Source organism: Vibrio sp. V15_P4S5T153 (genome assembly GCF_963874485.1).
GTDB classification, from domain to species: domain Bacteria; phylum Pseudomonadota; class Gammaproteobacteria; order Enterobacterales; family Vibrionaceae; genus Vibrio; species Vibrio anguillarum.
Genome location: NZ_CAWNHR010000019.1, coordinates 159,652 through 176,107, shown reverse-complemented (window position 1 = coordinate 176,107; position 16,456 = coordinate 159,652). Strand labels below are relative to the sequence as shown.

Here is a 16,456-nt window from a genome sequence, read left to right as displayed (position 1 = left end):
ATCTTCAATAGTAAGAACATCATCCTCTTGGTCAGTAGAGATAAGGTGAGTGCTAGGTATGCATAGCCTGTCTTAGCCAGAGTAACAAACCACCGTTATTGACTAACCTCTTTTTAACTCTCTTGGCAGAAAAGCGTCTATCTCAGCGTCTGAGAAAGTCATGTCCTCTTTGTTCTGCAAGGCATCCTGCGCTTTTGTATATGCAGTGAAGTTAGTGCTTGGTGAGCCTACGTATATTGAATGCAAGTCGCCCATCAGCCTATCTCTTTCTTCCTGTACCTGTTGTAGAGGTTTACTCCCAACCCTGAAATCTGTTAACAGAGATAAGTACTTTTCTCTTATCAACCAAATCTCATTTGCAGCATGCTTGTGCTTTTGGGCTATTTCGCCAAGATCGTAGTCCTTGGTATACGTATTGAGCACCAAGAGTACTATGGATGCGGTTCCGCCGACGAAGACCCCTATGTTCCATATGTCAAGAATTTCAGTGGCAAAACCACCTGTCGTTACAGTTGCCAAGATTATTTGCCACATTTTAATGCAAGCAAGTCTCGACAGCAGGATGTCAGAACATTTCTCGTGAGTCTTATGGCTATAGACCACTCGTCCATAGCACTCTCGAAGCTGACCCTCTAAAGCCAGCTCCTGATCTGACCAAGCGCAGCCAGTAGAACTATTAGTCATTTGTTACATATCACCTTTCATTATCACTGGATGGGTACAGCTATCTGGTCTCTCGCAACAACGACACCATTTTTTATCGCGTAGCATTCGACGAGGTGTTCGCCTTGGAAATCCGTAGACTCCTTTCGTTGCCTATAACCTTCATCTTCAAAAATTTGTCCGCGAATGCAGTCCCGGCGTTCGGCTTCCGCCCCCTGATTGAGAACCTTCCACTTCAACGTAAATGGCTCAGGAACAGAGCACTCAGTCACCGTAAACAACAGCTTTTTCTTGGCAAGAAGAGGGATCCGCCGAGCTAACATATGCCTTAACGAGCTCTCCCTAAAGCCGTTCTGCGAAACGTCACAATCAAGGACAAGGCTATACTTAACATCGAGTGAGTACAAGTCATCAATGAATTGCTCAGTGCCACGCCATGTAGTCGCAGCTTTCGCAACACAAGTCTTTTCCGCAGCAGGGAATGGACGACCAAATATGCTCTTCCACTTATTATGCCGAGTACTCTCGCTAGAAGCATCAATAGCCTCTAGAGCAAGCTCATATGCCTTCTTGGCCTTGCGTTGAAATTTCTTTTTTACAGTTACTCTTTGACGACTCCCCAATGCAGCATAAAATTCCTTATCAGGTTCATCAACCAGATACTTAAAGAAGTCTCGGCACATCCAACCGTAATACGCGTAACTCTTGTCGTCATAGTCGGTGCTGGACTTGAGGAAGTTATAAGCAAGCGTATCGATGAGGAGCCCCCCCATAGCAACGCCGCACTTGTTCTTCCAAGCTCTTCCCATTTTGCACAACTTCCGGAGGTTGCGGTTCTTCTGATCCACAAACTCTTTCATTGCTTCAATCTCTTCTCTGGGCTTAGTGATCTTCCATGAGCCTCCGTGATATGTATCCGGGTACTTGAAACTTCTATCTGCTTGCTCAAATACGGGTTGAACCTCAACCATAAAGTCCGTGTAAACGACCTGAACAACCAATCGATCTACTTTTACCTCAGTTTTGGGGTATCGGGCTTTGATAGCATCACGGGTATCAGTAAGGAGCTTGGACTGCTTGCCATCCTTATAGTCGTTCCACTTACCCGCAGGCATGATGTACAATATATCCAAGTCAGAGATACCTCGGATCCCTGTCCATCGACCATAGGAGCCAACCTGAAGGCTGTTGGCGGTTTTCGAGTCAGTATCTCTAAACTTTTTGTTCAAACTTGCCGTAATCTCACCGTACCTATCGCTTATCGCCTGACCGTTGTTGATAGTCAGATTTCCAAGAAAACTCTGGAACATCTCAGATGTAGTCAAAGTAATTTACCTCTTCGTTTACATTTAATTTGCAGGGCAAGAGCATGAAGCCCTTATATCTAAAGAGATACCAGCGCCTTTCCAAACTTTGCTGCGTAATTCGAGTTAACTAAATCAGGATCTTACGCTCAAAACGTATCCTACGGATGCCTAAAGCTGCCCTCCAATAAATTGTACTATTGGCCCGCTCCTACGGGCCAAAATATCCTAACTCACCATCAAACCATGTTGTGGCAAAAGCTCTCGCAAGACATACCAACGATGGTAAGACGCCGCCTGATAATAACGATAGATCGAATGCTCCATCGCCTCAGCACTACTTCCATGACTAAGAGCTTCAAACCCATCATTCCAATCTCGGTACTCTGGAATATCTTCCGCGATATTGAGTAATTCACCGTACTGAGCTTCACGTTTCCACTTTTCGATACGGTCATTACCCTTAGCTTGGAACGCAAGGACGGCTTCTACTTTTCCCTCTAGTACTGACCAATCCTGCTTCTGTTCTGGCTCCATGTATTCCACTGGTAATGCCGAAAGCATCGAATGTAGCTTTTGACAGTACTCTAGGAAAGTCGCAGGATTATCTCTCCAACCAGAATCGCTTCCACTGTCGTATTCAAAACGCCACTTCAAGTATGGCCTGTCAGGAAATGTCACCACGCCCCCATGACCTAAGGCACCAGACAACTCCTCAGCAAGGTGAGATTTAATGTTGCGAACAAAGGGGGTAAATCGTTCAAAAAAGGTGTCCTTTTTACCCACAACATAAGCTTCCATTTGCTCGTCTAAATCTCTGAACTCAAAAGAGTCATTGACTACCTGATTGTGACGAGAGCTTACCCCTGAGAAACCGTAGTGTGCGAATGTGTCAGCGTAGACGTGTGCCATTATCCCTAGTAATTCAAGGAAATAAGGTTTTGTGGCCTGCTCCATGTGGTTTTTACACATTTGCTGGGCAATCACGCTGTCTTTGCGACAAACCAAACGCTCAGTGAATGAACTACCTTCATTTCCCGGTAAGAAATGGAAAGGCACCCAAACTTGTCTTTGATCTTCAGGATCAATGTTGCTTACATCCGCAGTGTGATGCGCAGTTGCTTCGACTCGACAAGCCGAAGCGTCCGCTAAATCAATGCCGTTTCGCTGTGCGTTGTCGTCTACAAACTGAGCTGCGGTCGCAATAATACGAGCCGACTCTCGGTTTAAGCCTGCGGCGCGAGCCACACAATATGTCCCGTAATAGTGCATATCGATTTGCATAAGTCCTCCTAGCGAACTGCTTTGATAATGTCTTTTGCCAATAGCCAAGTCTCTTCACCAAGTTGGCGAACATTGCTTTCAAACTCAGCCACACTCAAATTACGTTCGGATGCCGTTTGTATCACATCCATCAAGGCTTGATATTGGCTATGGTCTTTAATCGCAGGACTTAACGTCTCTAGATCAAAACGAGTGTCTAACAATAACTGAAGCTCTCGCTCTGCCAATTGACTGTTTGCGGTGGCTACAGACTTCTTAATTCGGTTTCTCATACTCATTTGGCTTTCTCCAGGTAAGGTTGTGCTTTCTGATCGAGTTCACGAACCTTATCTAAGCCTTTAGAAGCCTGATTCGATAACTCACTAAGTTGTTGATTGATATTATTTCGTAATTGCTCTAAATCGACACTTTCAAGCAGGTCATGCTGCACATCTTGCACCTCTCGAATGCTATTAAGATGAGCAGTAATGGTCTGATTTCCCTGTCTCATTAATGTAAAACTCTGGCGTATATCAGCTAACATTACAGACTCAGCCTTTTCCAATGGCACTATGAGCTCACGGCGTTTAGCCTCTATTTCTTCAGTAGCAACAAGCGCCCATTCCTTCACACCATTTAACTGAACCAACCTATTAGGCGTATCCACGGCAACAAAATCATCTACTTGGTTGTCATAGACCACTTTCCCCTGAGCCATTTCAATCAGCATTCCTTTGACTATCCAGTCTTCCAACAATGCAGGCACCCACTCGTTGTACAAGTAGTCTTCTCGCTGCTTTTTAAGAACAGCCATGTGCTGACGAACCAAGTCCATATAGGCCTGTTCGACATGCGTCATGTCCTTATCCATTTTGTAGGACAGCTCAACGATTTCTTTAGGGATCGAGGCCGAACAAGCAGAAAGAAGCAAAGAAAACATGACTATCCATAATGACTTCATATGGCTTTTCCTATAAAAGTTATGATCTGGGCATTCACAGCCTCAAAATTAAGTAGATACAACGGCATTGCTAATGCTATGACCATCACACCTATCTTTTGAAGATTGTTTAGGAACCTCTGCTCTACAGATGTTGTTCGAATCGCATGAGACGCAAACACCGTGAGAAACAGAGCCCCCGCTTGACTTATCGCAGTTAAAATTATTTGGAAAGGTAGGTAATCCAAGCGAATAGCCTCGATATAAGCTTTTAATCCTTGCCCCTTTAGCGCTTGGACGACACTGACGTAGTAAGGGTCTATGGGCGATCGATAGATGGAATAAAGAATGTAAAACAGAACACCATAGGCTAAGGTCTTAATAACTTTTGTGTTCTTGGATTCAAAATGGCCGAGAGTGAAAGCTGCATTAAAAAGAAGGAACAATAGACTAAACCCGAGAGCCCACTCTCGATGGCGGATATAGAGAATAGCGGCGATTACACCTAGTAATCCAAAGATGAACACCTCACCGTCACCTTGCGATTTCGGTGGCTGAGCGCCGTTGTAATTATGGTTGTGATTGGTAACGTTGTTGCCATGACCAATCTGGATATTACTATCATCGCTAGCGGATATTGTCCCGCTATTCGAGACTCTAACATGGTCCTTTGACAGCCCCTCGCCATTGCGAAAATCTGCATTAAGTATTTTTGTCCAAACAATACCAGCGATCGGGCCAATGAGAACCGCGAGCACGATTGGATCTGTCAGTAGATCTAACATAGGTGTTGTACCTTTCTATAGGGCGGGTAACCCCGCCAAACTAAATTGATGTAACTTATCGTGGGTATGAACGTTTATGCTTACAAACGTTTTCGAGTCGGCCGAAACGGCGACGCACATACGCGCAAACATCAACGAGTTTTGGTCGAATACTCATGAGAGATTCCTCCATACTTCTTAACAAAGAGGGAACTCAACGATTGAAGTGAATGCTATAGAAAGGTAGTATCGCAATTCTCACCGAGCGATTGGGTTTCTATAGAGACCTGAGACCTCTTAGTGTTGGGTCTTGTAATCGATCACGCCAATGACGACTACATTTCACTTCGCTAGTAAAAAGGCACTTTTAGTATTTTACTGAAAGTGCCTTTTTATTTTTCTTTACGAACGCCTTTGAATGGTGTGCCATCTTGCTTCACATCCGTAAAACGCCCAGTATTCGCATCACGCTTGACCCAATGACCCGAAGGTGTTTGAGTTTGTGAACGTTCGCGAACCATACCATGACGTCGGTTATCGCCTGTTTTTCCGTTAGTTGCCATACGGTTCTCCTGCAAATTCAAATAAAGTATCTTGGGTCAAGGCTATCTAGCATTGACCATACTATTACTATGCCATAAAAATTGAGCAGCGATCAACCAAAAGTTAAAAAATTAACCTGCATGGATTAATTTTTTAACTCTAAATAATTAAATACCACTAACAATAACCAGGATTAAACTCTATTTTTTGCTATACTATGGTTAAATTTAGTTGGTAACAAACTGAAAGAGACATACAGAATGTACACTATAAGTGACTTAATCGAAGAAACCGGTAACCAACCAAGAGCAGTGCGACTCGCGTTTATCGACTTTAAGGTTAGATTTAGTGGAAGAATATATAGGACAGAAATAGTAGATGAATTTGGTGTATCTGAGCCTTTAGCAACAAAAGACCTTAATGAGTATAAACAACTTACTCAACAAAATAATATTCACCCGAAGTCTCACCAGATCAAGCTCGATACTTATTCCCCCTTGGTTGCTATAGATGCCCGTAAGGCCCTCGAAATGCATTTTGAAGGTTTCTGTCGCCATAAGCTACATAGTCACAAATCCCTGTATTATAAACGAGCTTGTGATTTGAAGACCGATTTGGATCCAGATGCAGTAGCTGTAATTACTAGGGCTATTACAGACAAAAAACGTGTTGTAGGAGAATACATATCTGCTAATAGTCATGATCGTAACATCCGGACATTGGAGCCCTCTACAGTTTTCTTTGATGGTTTAAACTGGGTTTTTCGAGCAAAAGATATTAAAGAAGCCCCTCATCTTTCAATATTCAAAAGTTTCCATTTTTCGCGCTTTGAAAGAATAACACATACTAATGAAGACTCACTATCATCAGTTAATGATGATAGTGAGTGGAATACACTGATCCCGATCCAATTAAGCCTGCACCCCAATCTCGATGATAAAGGAAAAGAAGCTATTCGTATCGAGTTTGGAATGGGTAACAATGAAGACCTAGTTGTGGTTGAAAAAGCCGTATTTGCTTGGTCATTGCTAGAAAGGTGGGCAGTTGACTCAGGGACAACTCCTTGCAAAGTTCCTACGAAAGCGAACAGGTTCAAATTCTACTTAAAGAATGCGGATATGTTACGGCACGTAAATAGTGTAGAACGAATGATGCATGACTATGTGATAACAACTGAAATGTAGATGGGTCCTGTCTAAAATATACTCCCACCACGACCACAGCTGCGCCATTAACTTTCAAGTGAAAATCTAATGGCGTAGCACCCAGCCCACCGATAGCACCATTTATGGATTGGGCAATCACGGGATGCTGGTTTATCAACATAATCCGATAAGTTTGAGCAGGGCAGACGCGAGTTACAACTGAGCTTTATCTTTGCTCAGGCAACCATTGCAAAAATTACAACAGTTCAACTACCGAGGAATTCCTCGATAGTTGATTGATAAGCAATGTGCATACTTTGCACATTAGCTAGTTCTATATCGAAAACGACGCGCTCTGAAACGTTTCGGGGCAGAAATGAGCTTACCAACATCGTCCTATTTGATCCCAATCAGAAAAGAAAACACTGCTCCTATAAGAACTATGCTTTCTTTCAGTTCACCCACGTAATCTTAGATATTAACTATTAAGGTAGGTGTTACACTTTTAAGGACTTATAACAAACCATATTGTCCGCCTACAAATGCAATTGATGCTTTAGTAATTTTAGTTCAATCATTACTGGCCGTTTCGTGTATAAACATCAATGTCAGAACGCCATGGTGCTGAAGCAGAAATAGTTTTTTCCAATGTATACCCATGAGCTACTAAATGATCGGCCATTAGCGGTTTTAGAAAAATACCCATGGCTAAAGAAAGTGAAACAGCAACAATAGGAGTATATATACCTATCGCTTTTCTCATAGGCTGTGAAAGCTTCATTCTTTTATTAAAAAATAATGAATACGTGCCTACGATAACAATACCTAGAATCCAAAATAGGATGGGGGAAATAGCAAAAAAGTAGCTTAACTCTATGGTTTTACTACCAAGTTTATAAACATTCAAAAGGTCTTCTAAACTCAAGTAAAGTGCGAAGGGCAAGCCAATTAAACTCACTAATGCACCGTATGAATACATAAGCTTATTAGCTATTTGTGGCATTTCTCAATCCTTCAACAATAGTATCTTCAATTTTAAATGATTCCCAAATTTCATTTATTGCCCAATCAACACCAACCCACAGTACAACACCTGCTAATATCGGTAGAGCAATACCCAAACCTACAGTTAAGCTAACCACATAAGCACTAGTAGAAAGAACGGTCATTGCTTTGAAAAAATCACTGCCAACATGCCCAAACCAATCAGCCAAATGATAATCATCATTAAATACTAATTCATTTGTATTTATTCCGGCGGAGATAATCATGCTTAACACCGCTCCTTTTTTAAAGCCATTCACAGTATCTTTTGCCAAAACACCTAATTGTTTTACCGTTGGATTAGATATTGGATATGGATGGTTTTTCTTTATATTTAAACCATTAACAACTGCATAGTGCATTTTTTTATCATTCCAAAGGCTAGATATGATGATTTTTTCCTTGCCTTTAGCATCTAAGTATTGTTTGACGGTCACCCCTAAACCACCCAGAGCTTTTGTTACTTTTGTAGCAGCAACAAGGCCAACACCGATATCAAATTTAGAATGAATCTCTTCTAACAATTTCAATGTTTCAGTGCCAATAGTTTCACCATCTATATTTTTTTGCTGCCAAATGTTTATCGCGCATTTAGCTGCATCATCGACAGTGAAAATGCAAACCTGTGTATGTCGTTTCTCTAAATAGGCTTTTAAATCTTCCTTTAGATCTTTATTCCATTCTTTCTCTGTAAGATTATAAGCAGCTTGAGCTTGTCGAGCTAATTGGTCCGCTCGTTGCGCGGCGTAACGCTCTTTATTGGCTTGTACATATTTCCAATTATTTTCACGCTGTGCAAGGTTTTGCCTACTTTGTGCTTCTAGCCTTTCTTTCATCGTCATTTTAGGCAATTCAGGTTCAAGCATTGGTTGCATACTTGGAATTGCAGTTCCCGATGATCTGAAATTGTTAGCTTCAGCGACATTAAGTGCGGCACTGCTTCTATCCCATTCTCTTTGGTTATAGCAGGATGCGCAATTGCAGGTTTCAGGGTCTTTCCAAAATGGACAACAATAAGAACGCTGTTTGTCAAACATAGGGATGATGTACCATCATTATTTAGGATTGCCTATGATAACCCAAAAAAATCACAGGCAAAAACTTGCCCAGCATCTTGTTGCACAATTAGAATGTAAGTTTTAGTTCAGTAACCGACTTATATGTAAGGCTTTTCTACATCATTAATTGCAGACCAAACAAAGTAGAAACTCCACCACCATTATCGGTCAAAAACTACACAAACGCCGATATCACTCGCTGCTTAAAGCGCCCTAAATGTAACTCATCAAAGGGCTCATTTGAGCCATCAACTGACGTTCCATTTTTAATTGAAGAGTTCCAACCCAGAGTGGGGACGATTATGTCATCCTGTTCAGAAGTGGTCGATTGCAGTGGTCGGATATTCGAACCGTCGATGTGGAAAGCTTCGTTTTGACCCATTTTCGCAAACAGGCAGGTTTCAGGAATATCTTGCTCAATGCGTTCGGAATATTCGATAAGGCTTTGCTCTGCAAAAGTGAACAGCCAAGCCTCTTGGTTCGGCTCATCGTTCACTCTCAAAATACGGCCAAGTACTTGCCTAAAGTACAATTCGGTTTTCACTGAGCTGATATGGCAACAAACTTGCAATCTTGGGATATCGGTCCCCTCACTAATCATACCGACACTGACAATCCACTCGGTATTACCATGACGGTAAGCATTAATTTCAGACAGCGGCTCATCATGGCGATAGGTAACAATCGCAGCCGATTGATGAAACTGAGTCACTAATATTTTTTGGATTTTCTTTGCATGTTGTACCGACGCCGCCACAACTAACCCTCCGGCATTGGGCGATTCCAGACGAATATTCGCCAGTTTGTTACAGCCCAAACCAAGGAGATATTCCATCGCTTCATCATTATGGATGATGCTCTGGTATGACGTTTTTGTCTGTTTCAGTAACTCTAATATAGAAGAAAACGATTGAGCCTCTTTGCTACCAGTAATGGTGAGATGTTCGTTATCCACCAAAACAATCTTTGGTGAACGGCACACTTTGTCTTCAATCGCCTGTTTCAAGCTGTATTGATAATCGACGAGCAGTTGGCCATCAGGGTCACTGTATTCCGCCATCACAATCGGTAAGGAATCCGAGCGCCATGGCGTTCCAGATAGCGCTAACGTATAAGTGGCGAGCCCTTGAACTTTGGAGAGTATTTGCTGACCCCATGCATTCGCGCCTTCTATTTCAGATCCGGAACAATGATGGATTTCATCAAAAACGACAAACACTCGGTATTTAGTCAGGATCCGCCAAAATTCATCATTTAAAAATTGAATAGATTGATAGGTCAGTGATTGCCCAATGGAGCCTAAGCCACCATTGAACGTACAATGTAATGTCTTGGAGAAGGTTCTTTTTATACTGTCGGCCACACTGAGCGTTGGGGAGAAGCACAACACCAAGTCAATTAAGTTGCCCGCCAATAAGCGTTTAGCAATTTCGGCGGCTAGGATAGTTTTACCGGCTCCCGGGGTTGCTTGACAGAAAAAATGAGACTGTTCGCCTTGATACTTTGTTAACGCTCTCATCGCACAGTCTCTTTGCCAATCTCTTAACATCGAGCGCATCCTTCTGATAACGACGTTAGTACATTGGTTAATACATTGATTTTACCCAGTAATAATGCGGAACGTTCTCTCGCTATCTTAAGCAGTGGTGTGATTTGAGTACTCAATTCAGGAAAACGTTGACTCAACGACTGATATTCTTCTATTTCACCGAGAATAATTTCTAACTCACCCTGATGTTCACCACGCTCTGTCATCAAGACCGAGTATCCATCCATGGCTGAAGTTGACGGTTGGGAAATCCGAACTTTAGGCGATGAGCTCTCTCGGCAGATTATATCGAGTCCTCGAAAGAGTTCCGTTTGGAAATACTTTTTTTGCCTTCCGATCCCTTCACAACTCAGCCAACCTTTTTTCTCAAGTACTAAAATTTGACGATAAATGAACTTCCGGGCTTCTTCAGGATCGGGATCAACACCTTCAAGCAACAGCAATGCATCTCGAATTTCCACAACCGAAAAATTATCCATCTGTTTTTCAATCAACAGTTGATGCATAAACGCATTCATTTTTTGAGAACGATTCATTGACTATTCTAAAACCATAAAACTAAGGATTGCTTAGTATACATAAATCAGTAAAACTAAGAAAATCTTAGTTACATTGAGCCTAGAGATATGAATCCTAAGTGTCGTTCGACAACCCAATCCCAATACGCCTCAAAGAAGCGCGTAAAAAAGCCAAACTCTCACAAAAAATGTTGGGAGTTCGCATAGGTATGGATGAAAGTTCAGCTAGTCCTAGGATGAATCAATACGAAAAGGGAAAACACACACCTGACGTCCACACGCTTAAGCTGATTGCTGATGAGCTTGGAGTTCCGCTCAACTACTTTTTTTGTGAAGACGAATTATCAGCTAACATCGCGATAGCAATAGGTAGACTATCTAAAGTACAGAAACTACATATGCTTGAAGTTATTAATCAATTAGGTCTAGAAACAACGAAAGACAAATAGCCTTCATTTGATATATCATCCATCATGCATATGAAAGGATATATTGCTGAAAATGACCCATATAGACCTACACTCAACATTGTTAGATAGCACTAAAAGCTTTTGTGCTGAATCACTAATATTCACGTGCCCTGACGAACAAAATGCAGCTCTGACAGAGTTGGTTTTTAATATATCTAGATATCAAGAAGAAGGCACAAAACTTCACCCTAAAGTCTATCTCACTAATAATCTTCAGCTTGCACTTAAAATGTTGCCTGGACAAGATTCGATGCAGATTGGAAGTGAAAACAACTTGCCAAATGCAATTAAGGCTGCCCTTAAAAAGTGTGCTCCTTTGGCTAACAGTGGATGGTGCATATACATTGCCCAAGAAGAATCAAGCGTCCAATACGGTATATTTAGAGGCGACATTAATCCAATAGCGATCTCTATTGATGAAACAATCCTTGCTAGTGATGTTCCATATAACACAATTAAAATACACCAAATTACACCCGATAGGGTCGAAGTTAGATCTAACCAAGGCTCTACTTTATATATATCATTGAGCCCGTCTAGCAGCACTCATCCAGCAACACAAAGCCAGCTTTCACAATTAGTTTGCCACCTAACTAGAGAAGTTACGAAGCATAAGGAGTTTGTGGAAAAGGTCCTAACGAATGCTCTTTCAGAGGCGATCAAAAAGAGCCATGGTTGCTTAATCGCAGTCACAAATGACGAAGAAATCCCTGATACCTTCAATGGAGATGGTATTCAATTATCTCCAACAATCGACTTCCAAAAATTGGTAAGTCTATGTGTAAATGAAGATAAAGAGGCTGGAGCATTAATCAGCTTTAGTCACATTTTAGAAAATATGCTAAATACTGACGGCATAGTCATCTTCAATCAAAAAGCACAACTATTAGGTTTTAACTTCTTCATTCAATCTTCCCACGCAAACTCATTTGGCGGAGCGAGAAGTAGAGCATTTGATGCTCTGTGCTCACACCTAAATACAAAACTTTGCGCAGCTTATATGCAATCACAAGATGGCTTAACTCAATTTAAAGGAGCTAACAATGAGTAATGTTGTACTCTGGCAACCAGATAACCTCGTCACAATTCCGGAAACAGCAGTCACGGCTGCCGATATCGCAGAGTGCGCACTACAGCTAACTTCAAAAGACAAAAACCAAATATCTTTTGCTTTGGATAATGGCTACTATGAAATGGGCATGAATTACCTTTGGTCTCGCACAATACATGCCCTCAAAGCTGAGCTATCCACTGTTGGTGTTAGTTTGATCGGTGAAATGCTAGGTAAAACTGATGTCACTGAAGATGATGATATAAATGACATCATAACAACACGAGAGTCGATAAAGATTGCAGAAGAATTGGGAATGATCAGCTCAACAGAGGCCATGAGATTAAGGCACTCTCATGAACTAATTACCCACTTCTCAACTCTCGAAATGGCAGAAAGTGAACAGCAAGATATAAACAAAGAAGAGGCTATAATGTCTCTAAAAGCTTGCATAAAAGCAGTGCTGGGAAAACCAAAGATTCCTGTTGCCGCTCCGTTTATAGAGTTTCGTGAAGCACTTGAAACAATAACACTTTTACCCACCGACCCTAAAGTCGATATGCTAAAAAGTTCTCCTTACTTTTTCTATAAACTAACTATAAGTGTTCTAATGAATGCCGCTAAAAAATCTAGCGGAGCATCATTGGAGCACACTCTAGCCAATAGTAATTTGCTAATACCACTAATGTGGCCAAGTTTACTAGATTCTGAAAAATGGCAAGTAGGTCATACTTACGCGGAGAGCTTTGCAGCAGGAAAAAATATATCTGTTAGTGGTCTTAAGAAAACTCTTTTAAAAGTACAAGGGTTTGATTATGTCCCAGAAAACTTAAGAAGTGACTCTTTCGTTAAAGCTGCTGACGAGATAATCAAAGCTCATGAGGGTACAGATAATTTTTACAACGAAGTTGCTCCTGTTAGAAACTTAGCCAGCTTAGGTTCCACAATTCCTACACCAGCACTACCTGCATGCATCTCCGCTTTACTATGTGTCGTTCTCGGAAACTCATATGGTGTATCTTGGTCTGCAAGAGCTGACGCGCAACGCTTGCTGGATTTATTAACGCCTGATCGGTGGGAATATTATCTAAACCATGTTCTACCTAGCGACACTCGAATTCTAAACAAACTTTCTCTTTCAAAACCAAGTGAGAATTGGGTTGATGATATAGTAAAAAAATATAAACTTGATCAGGTTACAATTAAAAATAAAACTGTAAGCTCCTTAATCAACGTATCTAAACGTGCTAGCTATACTCGAATTAGAGCTCTTGCTGGAGAGTTAACTACTGCGTACTACGGGAAAGGACGTAAGTAATGAAATATCTGATACCTAGCTGGAAGGCATTGAGAGTTCTTGGGGAAAGCAATACCGTTAAACTAACTATACTGACACCCATAATGGGATACATGATTATATTTAGTGAAAAATTCCAAGAGTGGTTCACTTTAGCGTCATCCGTTCTTGGAGTTGACTCCACGCAAGCAGCCGAAGCCACGATCTCAAACAGTTACTTTCTTTACTTCGGATTGATCTCTATTGCACTTGCGTCTGGGCTATACAGTTTATCAGCGCCTTCACTGGCTAAAGAGTACCATTCTAATCGTGAGTATTTACAAGAAAACATTGAACATATTACACCATCCAGACTGTTAGGACTCTCGTCTTTTGTTGAAAAACAATACGGTGGTACAAAGGAAAGGCATGATGTTTTTGTCAATATTTCACAATTTGAATCATCTTCAAAATCAACAGAGAGCATAGATGAATCAACACTAAGGACTCTTACAATAGATCTTCACAATCATTTCTGGAACTGTACGGTATACAGCCGAGATATGCTTAGGGCTCTGATTTCTCTACTGTATATATCTGGATTTATATTGCTGATGATACCGACCGTAAAATTATTATGGAACGTTGTCTTTTAAATCTGTTCTGTAGTCTGGAAAATCGATTTTCCAGACTTAAATATTCTTAAATTTTAACCCATTTTTTGTCTTTTCTGGAAAACTGTCCTTATAGCTTGCTATCACAAGGTTTCCAGAAAATTTCCAGAGAAGAATATAAATGGTATGTTTGTACCATGAGAAACTAAATATATTCTTTATCGTAAAATAGCAGCGAGTCATAAACCGCCTCGCTGCTGTTTAAATTACGAATAGATATATCGCAATGAAATATAAAAATAAAAAGTAATATTCCTCAATCTACTCTTTCTGAATTGGGGCTTCTAAGTTATAAGATTCGTATATCCTAGTAATCTCTCCGGAACGACGCATTTCAGCTAAAATACTCTCTAGCTGATCGATATACTGATAGTTCGTCGATCGTTTAGGCACACTAAAAAAACGACCATTTAGGTAAATGTTTTTATAACTTATTTTCTTTAATTTAGGGTCATTTTCAAAAAGATTAAGCCCATGCTGTTCGGAGGTGATAGCAAGATCGATGCGACTAGCCTCTAGCATATTAATAATTTGTTCTACGCTAGTGACAAAACTGATTTTTAATTTGTCTGTATTTTGGTTAAATTGGTCACTATAAAAACTGCCATTGAGTGCACCAATAACAAAACCTCGGCTGACAATTTCATCAAAACTATTCGCATCAATATCCGAGTTCGTCCGAGTAAAATAAAACACCTCTCTTTCACCATACCCCATTAATAATGGGTGAAGAAACTGTTCTCTCTCTTCATCCATAGAGTGCAGAGGAATAAGATCAACTCCACCCTGTGGAGCGACACCAATAGTTCTTGCCCAAGGAACTTTTGTCCAATGGACTTTATGCCCCAACTTAAGAATAACCTGGTTAATCACATCACCACCAGGGCCTTTACACTCACCATTTTCAAAATAAAGATAGGGCTTTCTATCTCGGCAATGCCCCTCCCACGTAACATTCGCTAAAAGTGGGGCTGACATAAATAGGCTTAAGCAACCAATGATGAATATCCGTATAAACTTTATCATATCGCTTCCTTTAATTAATCAATTAATCCTAATGTTAAATACTTTTAGGAATAACTTAAATATAGTCACTAAGTGGCAATTTTGCTTATATCTCATGAATAACGGCTCATCAATATCATCTAAGAATATACCCAATAGCAAAAATCATCCTGTCATAAAGATAACCTCAGAATATGCTCTTAAAGATGATTAAAATCCCACCAAGGTAATTTTTCCTTGGGCTAACGCCCCCATTTGGCAGGAAAAATCGACCCGTTTATCCGCTTCTTTGGCAAATAGGGTTTCTAGCTTTTCAAACGATTGAGGGATAAAACTGATGTTTTTTAACTTCAAGCTTTTGCGGGTTTGATTATCAAGAAACGCTAATGCGGAAGCACTTAACACTTTCTGGCAAGTATCGAGAATATCCTTACTGACCATTTTGCTGTGTACCGCTTGTTGTAGCTGCTCTTTGGTAATGCTGGGGTTGCCTTTAGCAAAGACACAAACGGCGTAGATATCAAGCAGTGCCACCGCGCGCGGCTTTTGCGTTTCGCCATCTTCATAGACTGCCATCAAACAAGGAATTTTACTCTCATCAAACAATTGGCGACGAATATTATTCAGCACGATATCAGCACCTACCGCTCTTTTTAGCAGCTTCTCTAACTGCGAAAGCTTTGGTAAAGCCAACTCATCTTGCAGCTCAACCATTTCATCTAATTCAATGCAGCTCTCTTCCGCTCCTTGCACTAAAGGAAGCAACTTTTGGTGCAGTTCACCATCGTCAAACGGTTTCGATAACACAAACGACGCTCCAGCTTCAAGCGCCTGTTTGATTTGTTGCTCATCGGCCACCGTGGTGAGCATTGCCACTTTTATCCCGAGCTTACGTTTGGTTATCGCTTGTGTCAGCTCCAGCCCCGTCATGCCGGGCATATGCCAATCTGTTAAGACAATATCCGGCTGCCAACTGCCAATCAGCTTGAGTGCGGCCTTACCATTGTCTGCCTTTTGAATGGACAAACGTCGGTAGCCAAACGCCTCTAAGGCACGTCTGACTATTTCAAGTGTCGCTTTACTGTCATCAACAATGAGAATCTTCACAGCATATTTTTCTATGACCTAACTTGTTCAAAGTATAGGCACATTTTTTTACAACAACTAAACTTACCTGAAAATACAGCAA

18 protein-coding genes are annotated in these 16,456 nt (G+C 41.1%); 5 read left to right on the top strand and 13 right to left on the bottom strand.

Going from position 1 to position 16,456, the window contains the following annotated elements:
- Positions 1–102 precede the first annotated feature (102 nt).
- The 7 genes from AACT42_RS19435 to AACT42_RS19405 form a co-directional block, all read right to left on the bottom strand.
- Complete coding sequence (locus AACT42_RS19435; RefSeq protein WP_094133979.1) at positions 103–684, bottom strand: SLATT domain-containing protein; 582 nt, start codon at positions 682–684, stop codon at positions 103–105.
- 23 nt (positions 685–707) lie between these two features.
- Complete coding sequence (locus AACT42_RS19430; protein ID WP_176429056.1) at positions 708–1,988, bottom strand: nucleotide-binding domain-containing protein; 1,281 nt, start codon at positions 1,986–1,988, stop codon at positions 708–710.
- A 207-nt stretch (positions 1,989–2,195) separates the two neighbouring features.
- Positions 2,196–3,251: a DUF6765 family protein gene (locus AACT42_RS19425; protein ID WP_094133981.1), complete on the bottom strand. Its 1,056-nt coding sequence runs from the start codon at positions 3,249–3,251 to the stop codon at positions 2,196–2,198.
- An 8-nt stretch (positions 3,252–3,259) separates the two neighbouring features.
- Complete coding sequence (locus AACT42_RS19420; protein ID WP_094133982.1) at positions 3,260–3,529, bottom strand: hypothetical protein; 270 nt, start codon at positions 3,527–3,529, stop codon at positions 3,260–3,262.
- Positions 3,526–4,191: a hypothetical protein gene (locus tag AACT42_RS19415; protein ID WP_094133983.1), complete on the bottom strand. Its 666-nt coding sequence runs from the start codon at positions 4,189–4,191 to the stop codon at positions 3,526–3,528. Before AACT42_RS19415 ends, AACT42_RS19420 begins: the two co-directional genes overlap by 4 nt.
- Positions 4,188–4,955, bottom strand: a complete 768-nt coding sequence (locus AACT42_RS19410) for a hypothetical protein (protein WP_094133984.1) — start codon at positions 4,953–4,955, stop codon at positions 4,188–4,190. The genes AACT42_RS19415 and AACT42_RS19410 overlap by 4 nt, the downstream gene beginning before the upstream one ends.
- Before the next feature lie 371 nt (positions 4,956–5,326).
- Entirely contained in the window at positions 5,327–5,497 is a 171-nt protein-coding gene (locus AACT42_RS19405; RefSeq protein ID WP_176429057.1) for a hypothetical protein, read from the bottom strand.
- 240 nt (positions 5,498–5,737) lie between these two features.
- Here AACT42_RS19405 and AACT42_RS19400 point away from each other — a divergent pair, with 240 nt between their 5' ends.
- Positions 5,738–6,661, top strand: coding sequence for a hypothetical protein (locus AACT42_RS19400; RefSeq protein ID WP_094133985.1), 924 nt, complete (start codon positions 5,738–5,740; stop codon positions 6,659–6,661).
- 538 nt (positions 6,662–7,199) lie between these two features.
- Here AACT42_RS19400 and AACT42_RS19395 read toward each other — a convergent pair.
- The 4 genes from AACT42_RS19395 to AACT42_RS19380 all read right to left on the bottom strand — a co-directional run bounded on the left by AACT42_RS19395 (position 7,200) and on the right by AACT42_RS19380 (position 10,809).
- Positions 7,200–7,625 (bottom strand): hypothetical protein, encoded by a 426-nt coding sequence (locus tag AACT42_RS19395; RefSeq protein ID WP_094133986.1) that lies wholly within the window; start codon positions 7,623–7,625, stop codon positions 7,200–7,202.
- Positions 7,609–8,703: a hypothetical protein gene (locus AACT42_RS19390; protein ID WP_094133987.1), complete on the bottom strand. Its 1,095-nt coding sequence runs from the start codon at positions 8,701–8,703 to the stop codon at positions 7,609–7,611. The genes AACT42_RS19395 and AACT42_RS19390 overlap by 17 nt, the downstream gene beginning before the upstream one ends.
- Positions 8,704–8,899: 196 nt before the next feature.
- Positions 8,900–10,282, bottom strand: a complete 1,383-nt coding sequence (locus tag AACT42_RS19385; protein WP_094133988.1) for a DEAD/DEAH box helicase — start codon at positions 10,280–10,282, stop codon at positions 8,900–8,902.
- Positions 10,267–10,809: a hypothetical protein gene (locus AACT42_RS19380; protein ID WP_013855668.1), complete on the bottom strand. Its 543-nt coding sequence runs from the start codon at positions 10,807–10,809 to the stop codon at positions 10,267–10,269. The genes AACT42_RS19385 and AACT42_RS19380 overlap by 16 nt, the downstream gene beginning before the upstream one ends.
- A 101-nt stretch (positions 10,810–10,910) precedes the next feature.
- Here AACT42_RS19380 and AACT42_RS19375 point away from each other — a divergent pair, with 101 nt between their 5' ends.
- Genes AACT42_RS19375 through AACT42_RS19360 form a run of 4 tightly spaced genes read left to right on the top strand, consistent with a single transcriptional unit; the run spans position 10,911 to position 14,244 of the window.
- Entirely contained in the window at positions 10,911–11,240 is a 330-nt protein-coding gene (locus tag AACT42_RS19375) for a helix-turn-helix domain-containing protein (protein ID WP_094133989.1), read from the top strand.
- 43 nt (positions 11,241–11,283) lie between these two features.
- Positions 11,284–12,312 carry a hypothetical protein gene (locus AACT42_RS19370; RefSeq protein WP_141192798.1) on the top strand — a complete coding sequence of 343 codons (1,029 nt, stop codon included), beginning with the start codon at positions 11,284–11,286 and terminating at the stop codon, positions 12,310–12,312.
- Positions 12,305–13,630 carry a hypothetical protein gene (locus AACT42_RS19365; RefSeq protein WP_094133991.1) on the top strand — a complete coding sequence of 442 codons (1,326 nt, stop codon included), beginning with the start codon at positions 12,305–12,307 and terminating at the stop codon, positions 13,628–13,630. Before AACT42_RS19370 ends, AACT42_RS19365 begins: the two co-directional genes overlap by 8 nt.
- Complete coding sequence (locus tag AACT42_RS19360) at positions 13,630–14,244, top strand: hypothetical protein (protein ID WP_094133992.1); 615 nt, start codon at positions 13,630–13,632, stop codon at positions 14,242–14,244. The genes AACT42_RS19365 and AACT42_RS19360 overlap by 1 nt, the downstream gene beginning before the upstream one ends.
- Positions 14,245–14,523: 279 nt before the next feature.
- Here the strand turns inward: AACT42_RS19360 and AACT42_RS19355 are convergent, their stop codons facing one another.
- Both AACT42_RS19355 and AACT42_RS19350 read right to left on the bottom strand, forming a co-directional pair.
- Positions 14,524–15,288 (bottom strand): substrate-binding periplasmic protein, encoded by a 765-nt coding sequence (locus tag AACT42_RS19355; RefSeq protein WP_094133993.1) that lies wholly within the window; start codon positions 15,286–15,288, stop codon positions 14,524–14,526.
- A 189-nt stretch (positions 15,289–15,477) separates the two neighbouring features.
- A complete protein-coding gene (locus AACT42_RS19350) occupies positions 15,478–16,374 on the bottom strand; it encodes a response regulator (RefSeq protein WP_094133994.1) in 897 nt (298 codons plus the stop codon).
- Positions 16,375–16,456 lie beyond the last annotated feature (82 nt).

Excerpts from the sequence above, each read along its gene's own strand:
- AACT42_RS19365 (WP_094133991.1), top strand. The coding sequence starts at position 12,305 with ATGAGTAATGTTGTACTCTGGCAACCAGATAACCTCGTCACAATTCCG.
- AACT42_RS19405 (WP_176429057.1), bottom strand. The coding sequence starts at position 5,497 with ATGGCAACTAACGGAAAAACAGGCGATAACCGACGTCATGGTATGGTT.
- AACT42_RS19420 (WP_094133982.1), bottom strand. The coding sequence starts at position 3,529 with ATGAGTATGAGAAACCGAATTAAGAAGTCTGTAGCCACCGCAAACAGT.
- AACT42_RS19415 (WP_094133983.1), bottom strand. The coding sequence starts at position 4,191 with ATGAAGTCATTATGGATAGTCATGTTTTCTTTGCTTCTTTCTGCTTGT.
- AACT42_RS19395 (WP_094133986.1), bottom strand. The coding sequence starts at position 7,625 with ATGCCACAAATAGCTAATAAGCTTATGTATTCATACGGTGCATTAGTG.
- AACT42_RS19425 (WP_094133981.1), bottom strand. The coding sequence starts at position 3,251 with ATGCAAATCGATATGCACTATTACGGGACATATTGTGTGGCTCGCGCC.
- AACT42_RS19410 (WP_094133984.1), bottom strand. The coding sequence starts at position 4,955 with ATGTTAGATCTACTGACAGATCCAATCGTGCTCGCGGTTCTCATTGGC.
- AACT42_RS19400 (WP_094133985.1), top strand. The coding sequence starts at position 5,738 with ATGTACACTATAAGTGACTTAATCGAAGAAACCGGTAACCAACCAAGA.
- AACT42_RS19360 (WP_094133992.1), top strand. The coding sequence starts at position 13,630 with ATGAAATATCTGATACCTAGCTGGAAGGCATTGAGAGTTCTTGGGGAA.
- AACT42_RS19385 (WP_094133988.1), bottom strand. The coding sequence starts at position 10,282 with ATGCGCTCGATGTTAAGAGATTGGCAAAGAGACTGTGCGATGAGAGCG.
- AACT42_RS19355 (WP_094133993.1), bottom strand. The coding sequence starts at position 15,288 with ATGATAAAGTTTATACGGATATTCATCATTGGTTGCTTAAGCCTATTT.
- AACT42_RS19435 (WP_094133979.1), bottom strand. The coding sequence starts at position 684 with ATGACTAATAGTTCTACTGGCTGCGCTTGGTCAGATCAGGAGCTGGCT.
- AACT42_RS19380 (WP_013855668.1), bottom strand. The coding sequence starts at position 10,809 with ATGAATCGTTCTCAAAAAATGAATGCGTTTATGCATCAACTGTTGATT.
- AACT42_RS19390 (WP_094133987.1), bottom strand. The coding sequence starts at position 8,703 with ATGTTTGACAAACAGCGTTCTTATTGTTGTCCATTTTGGAAAGACCCT.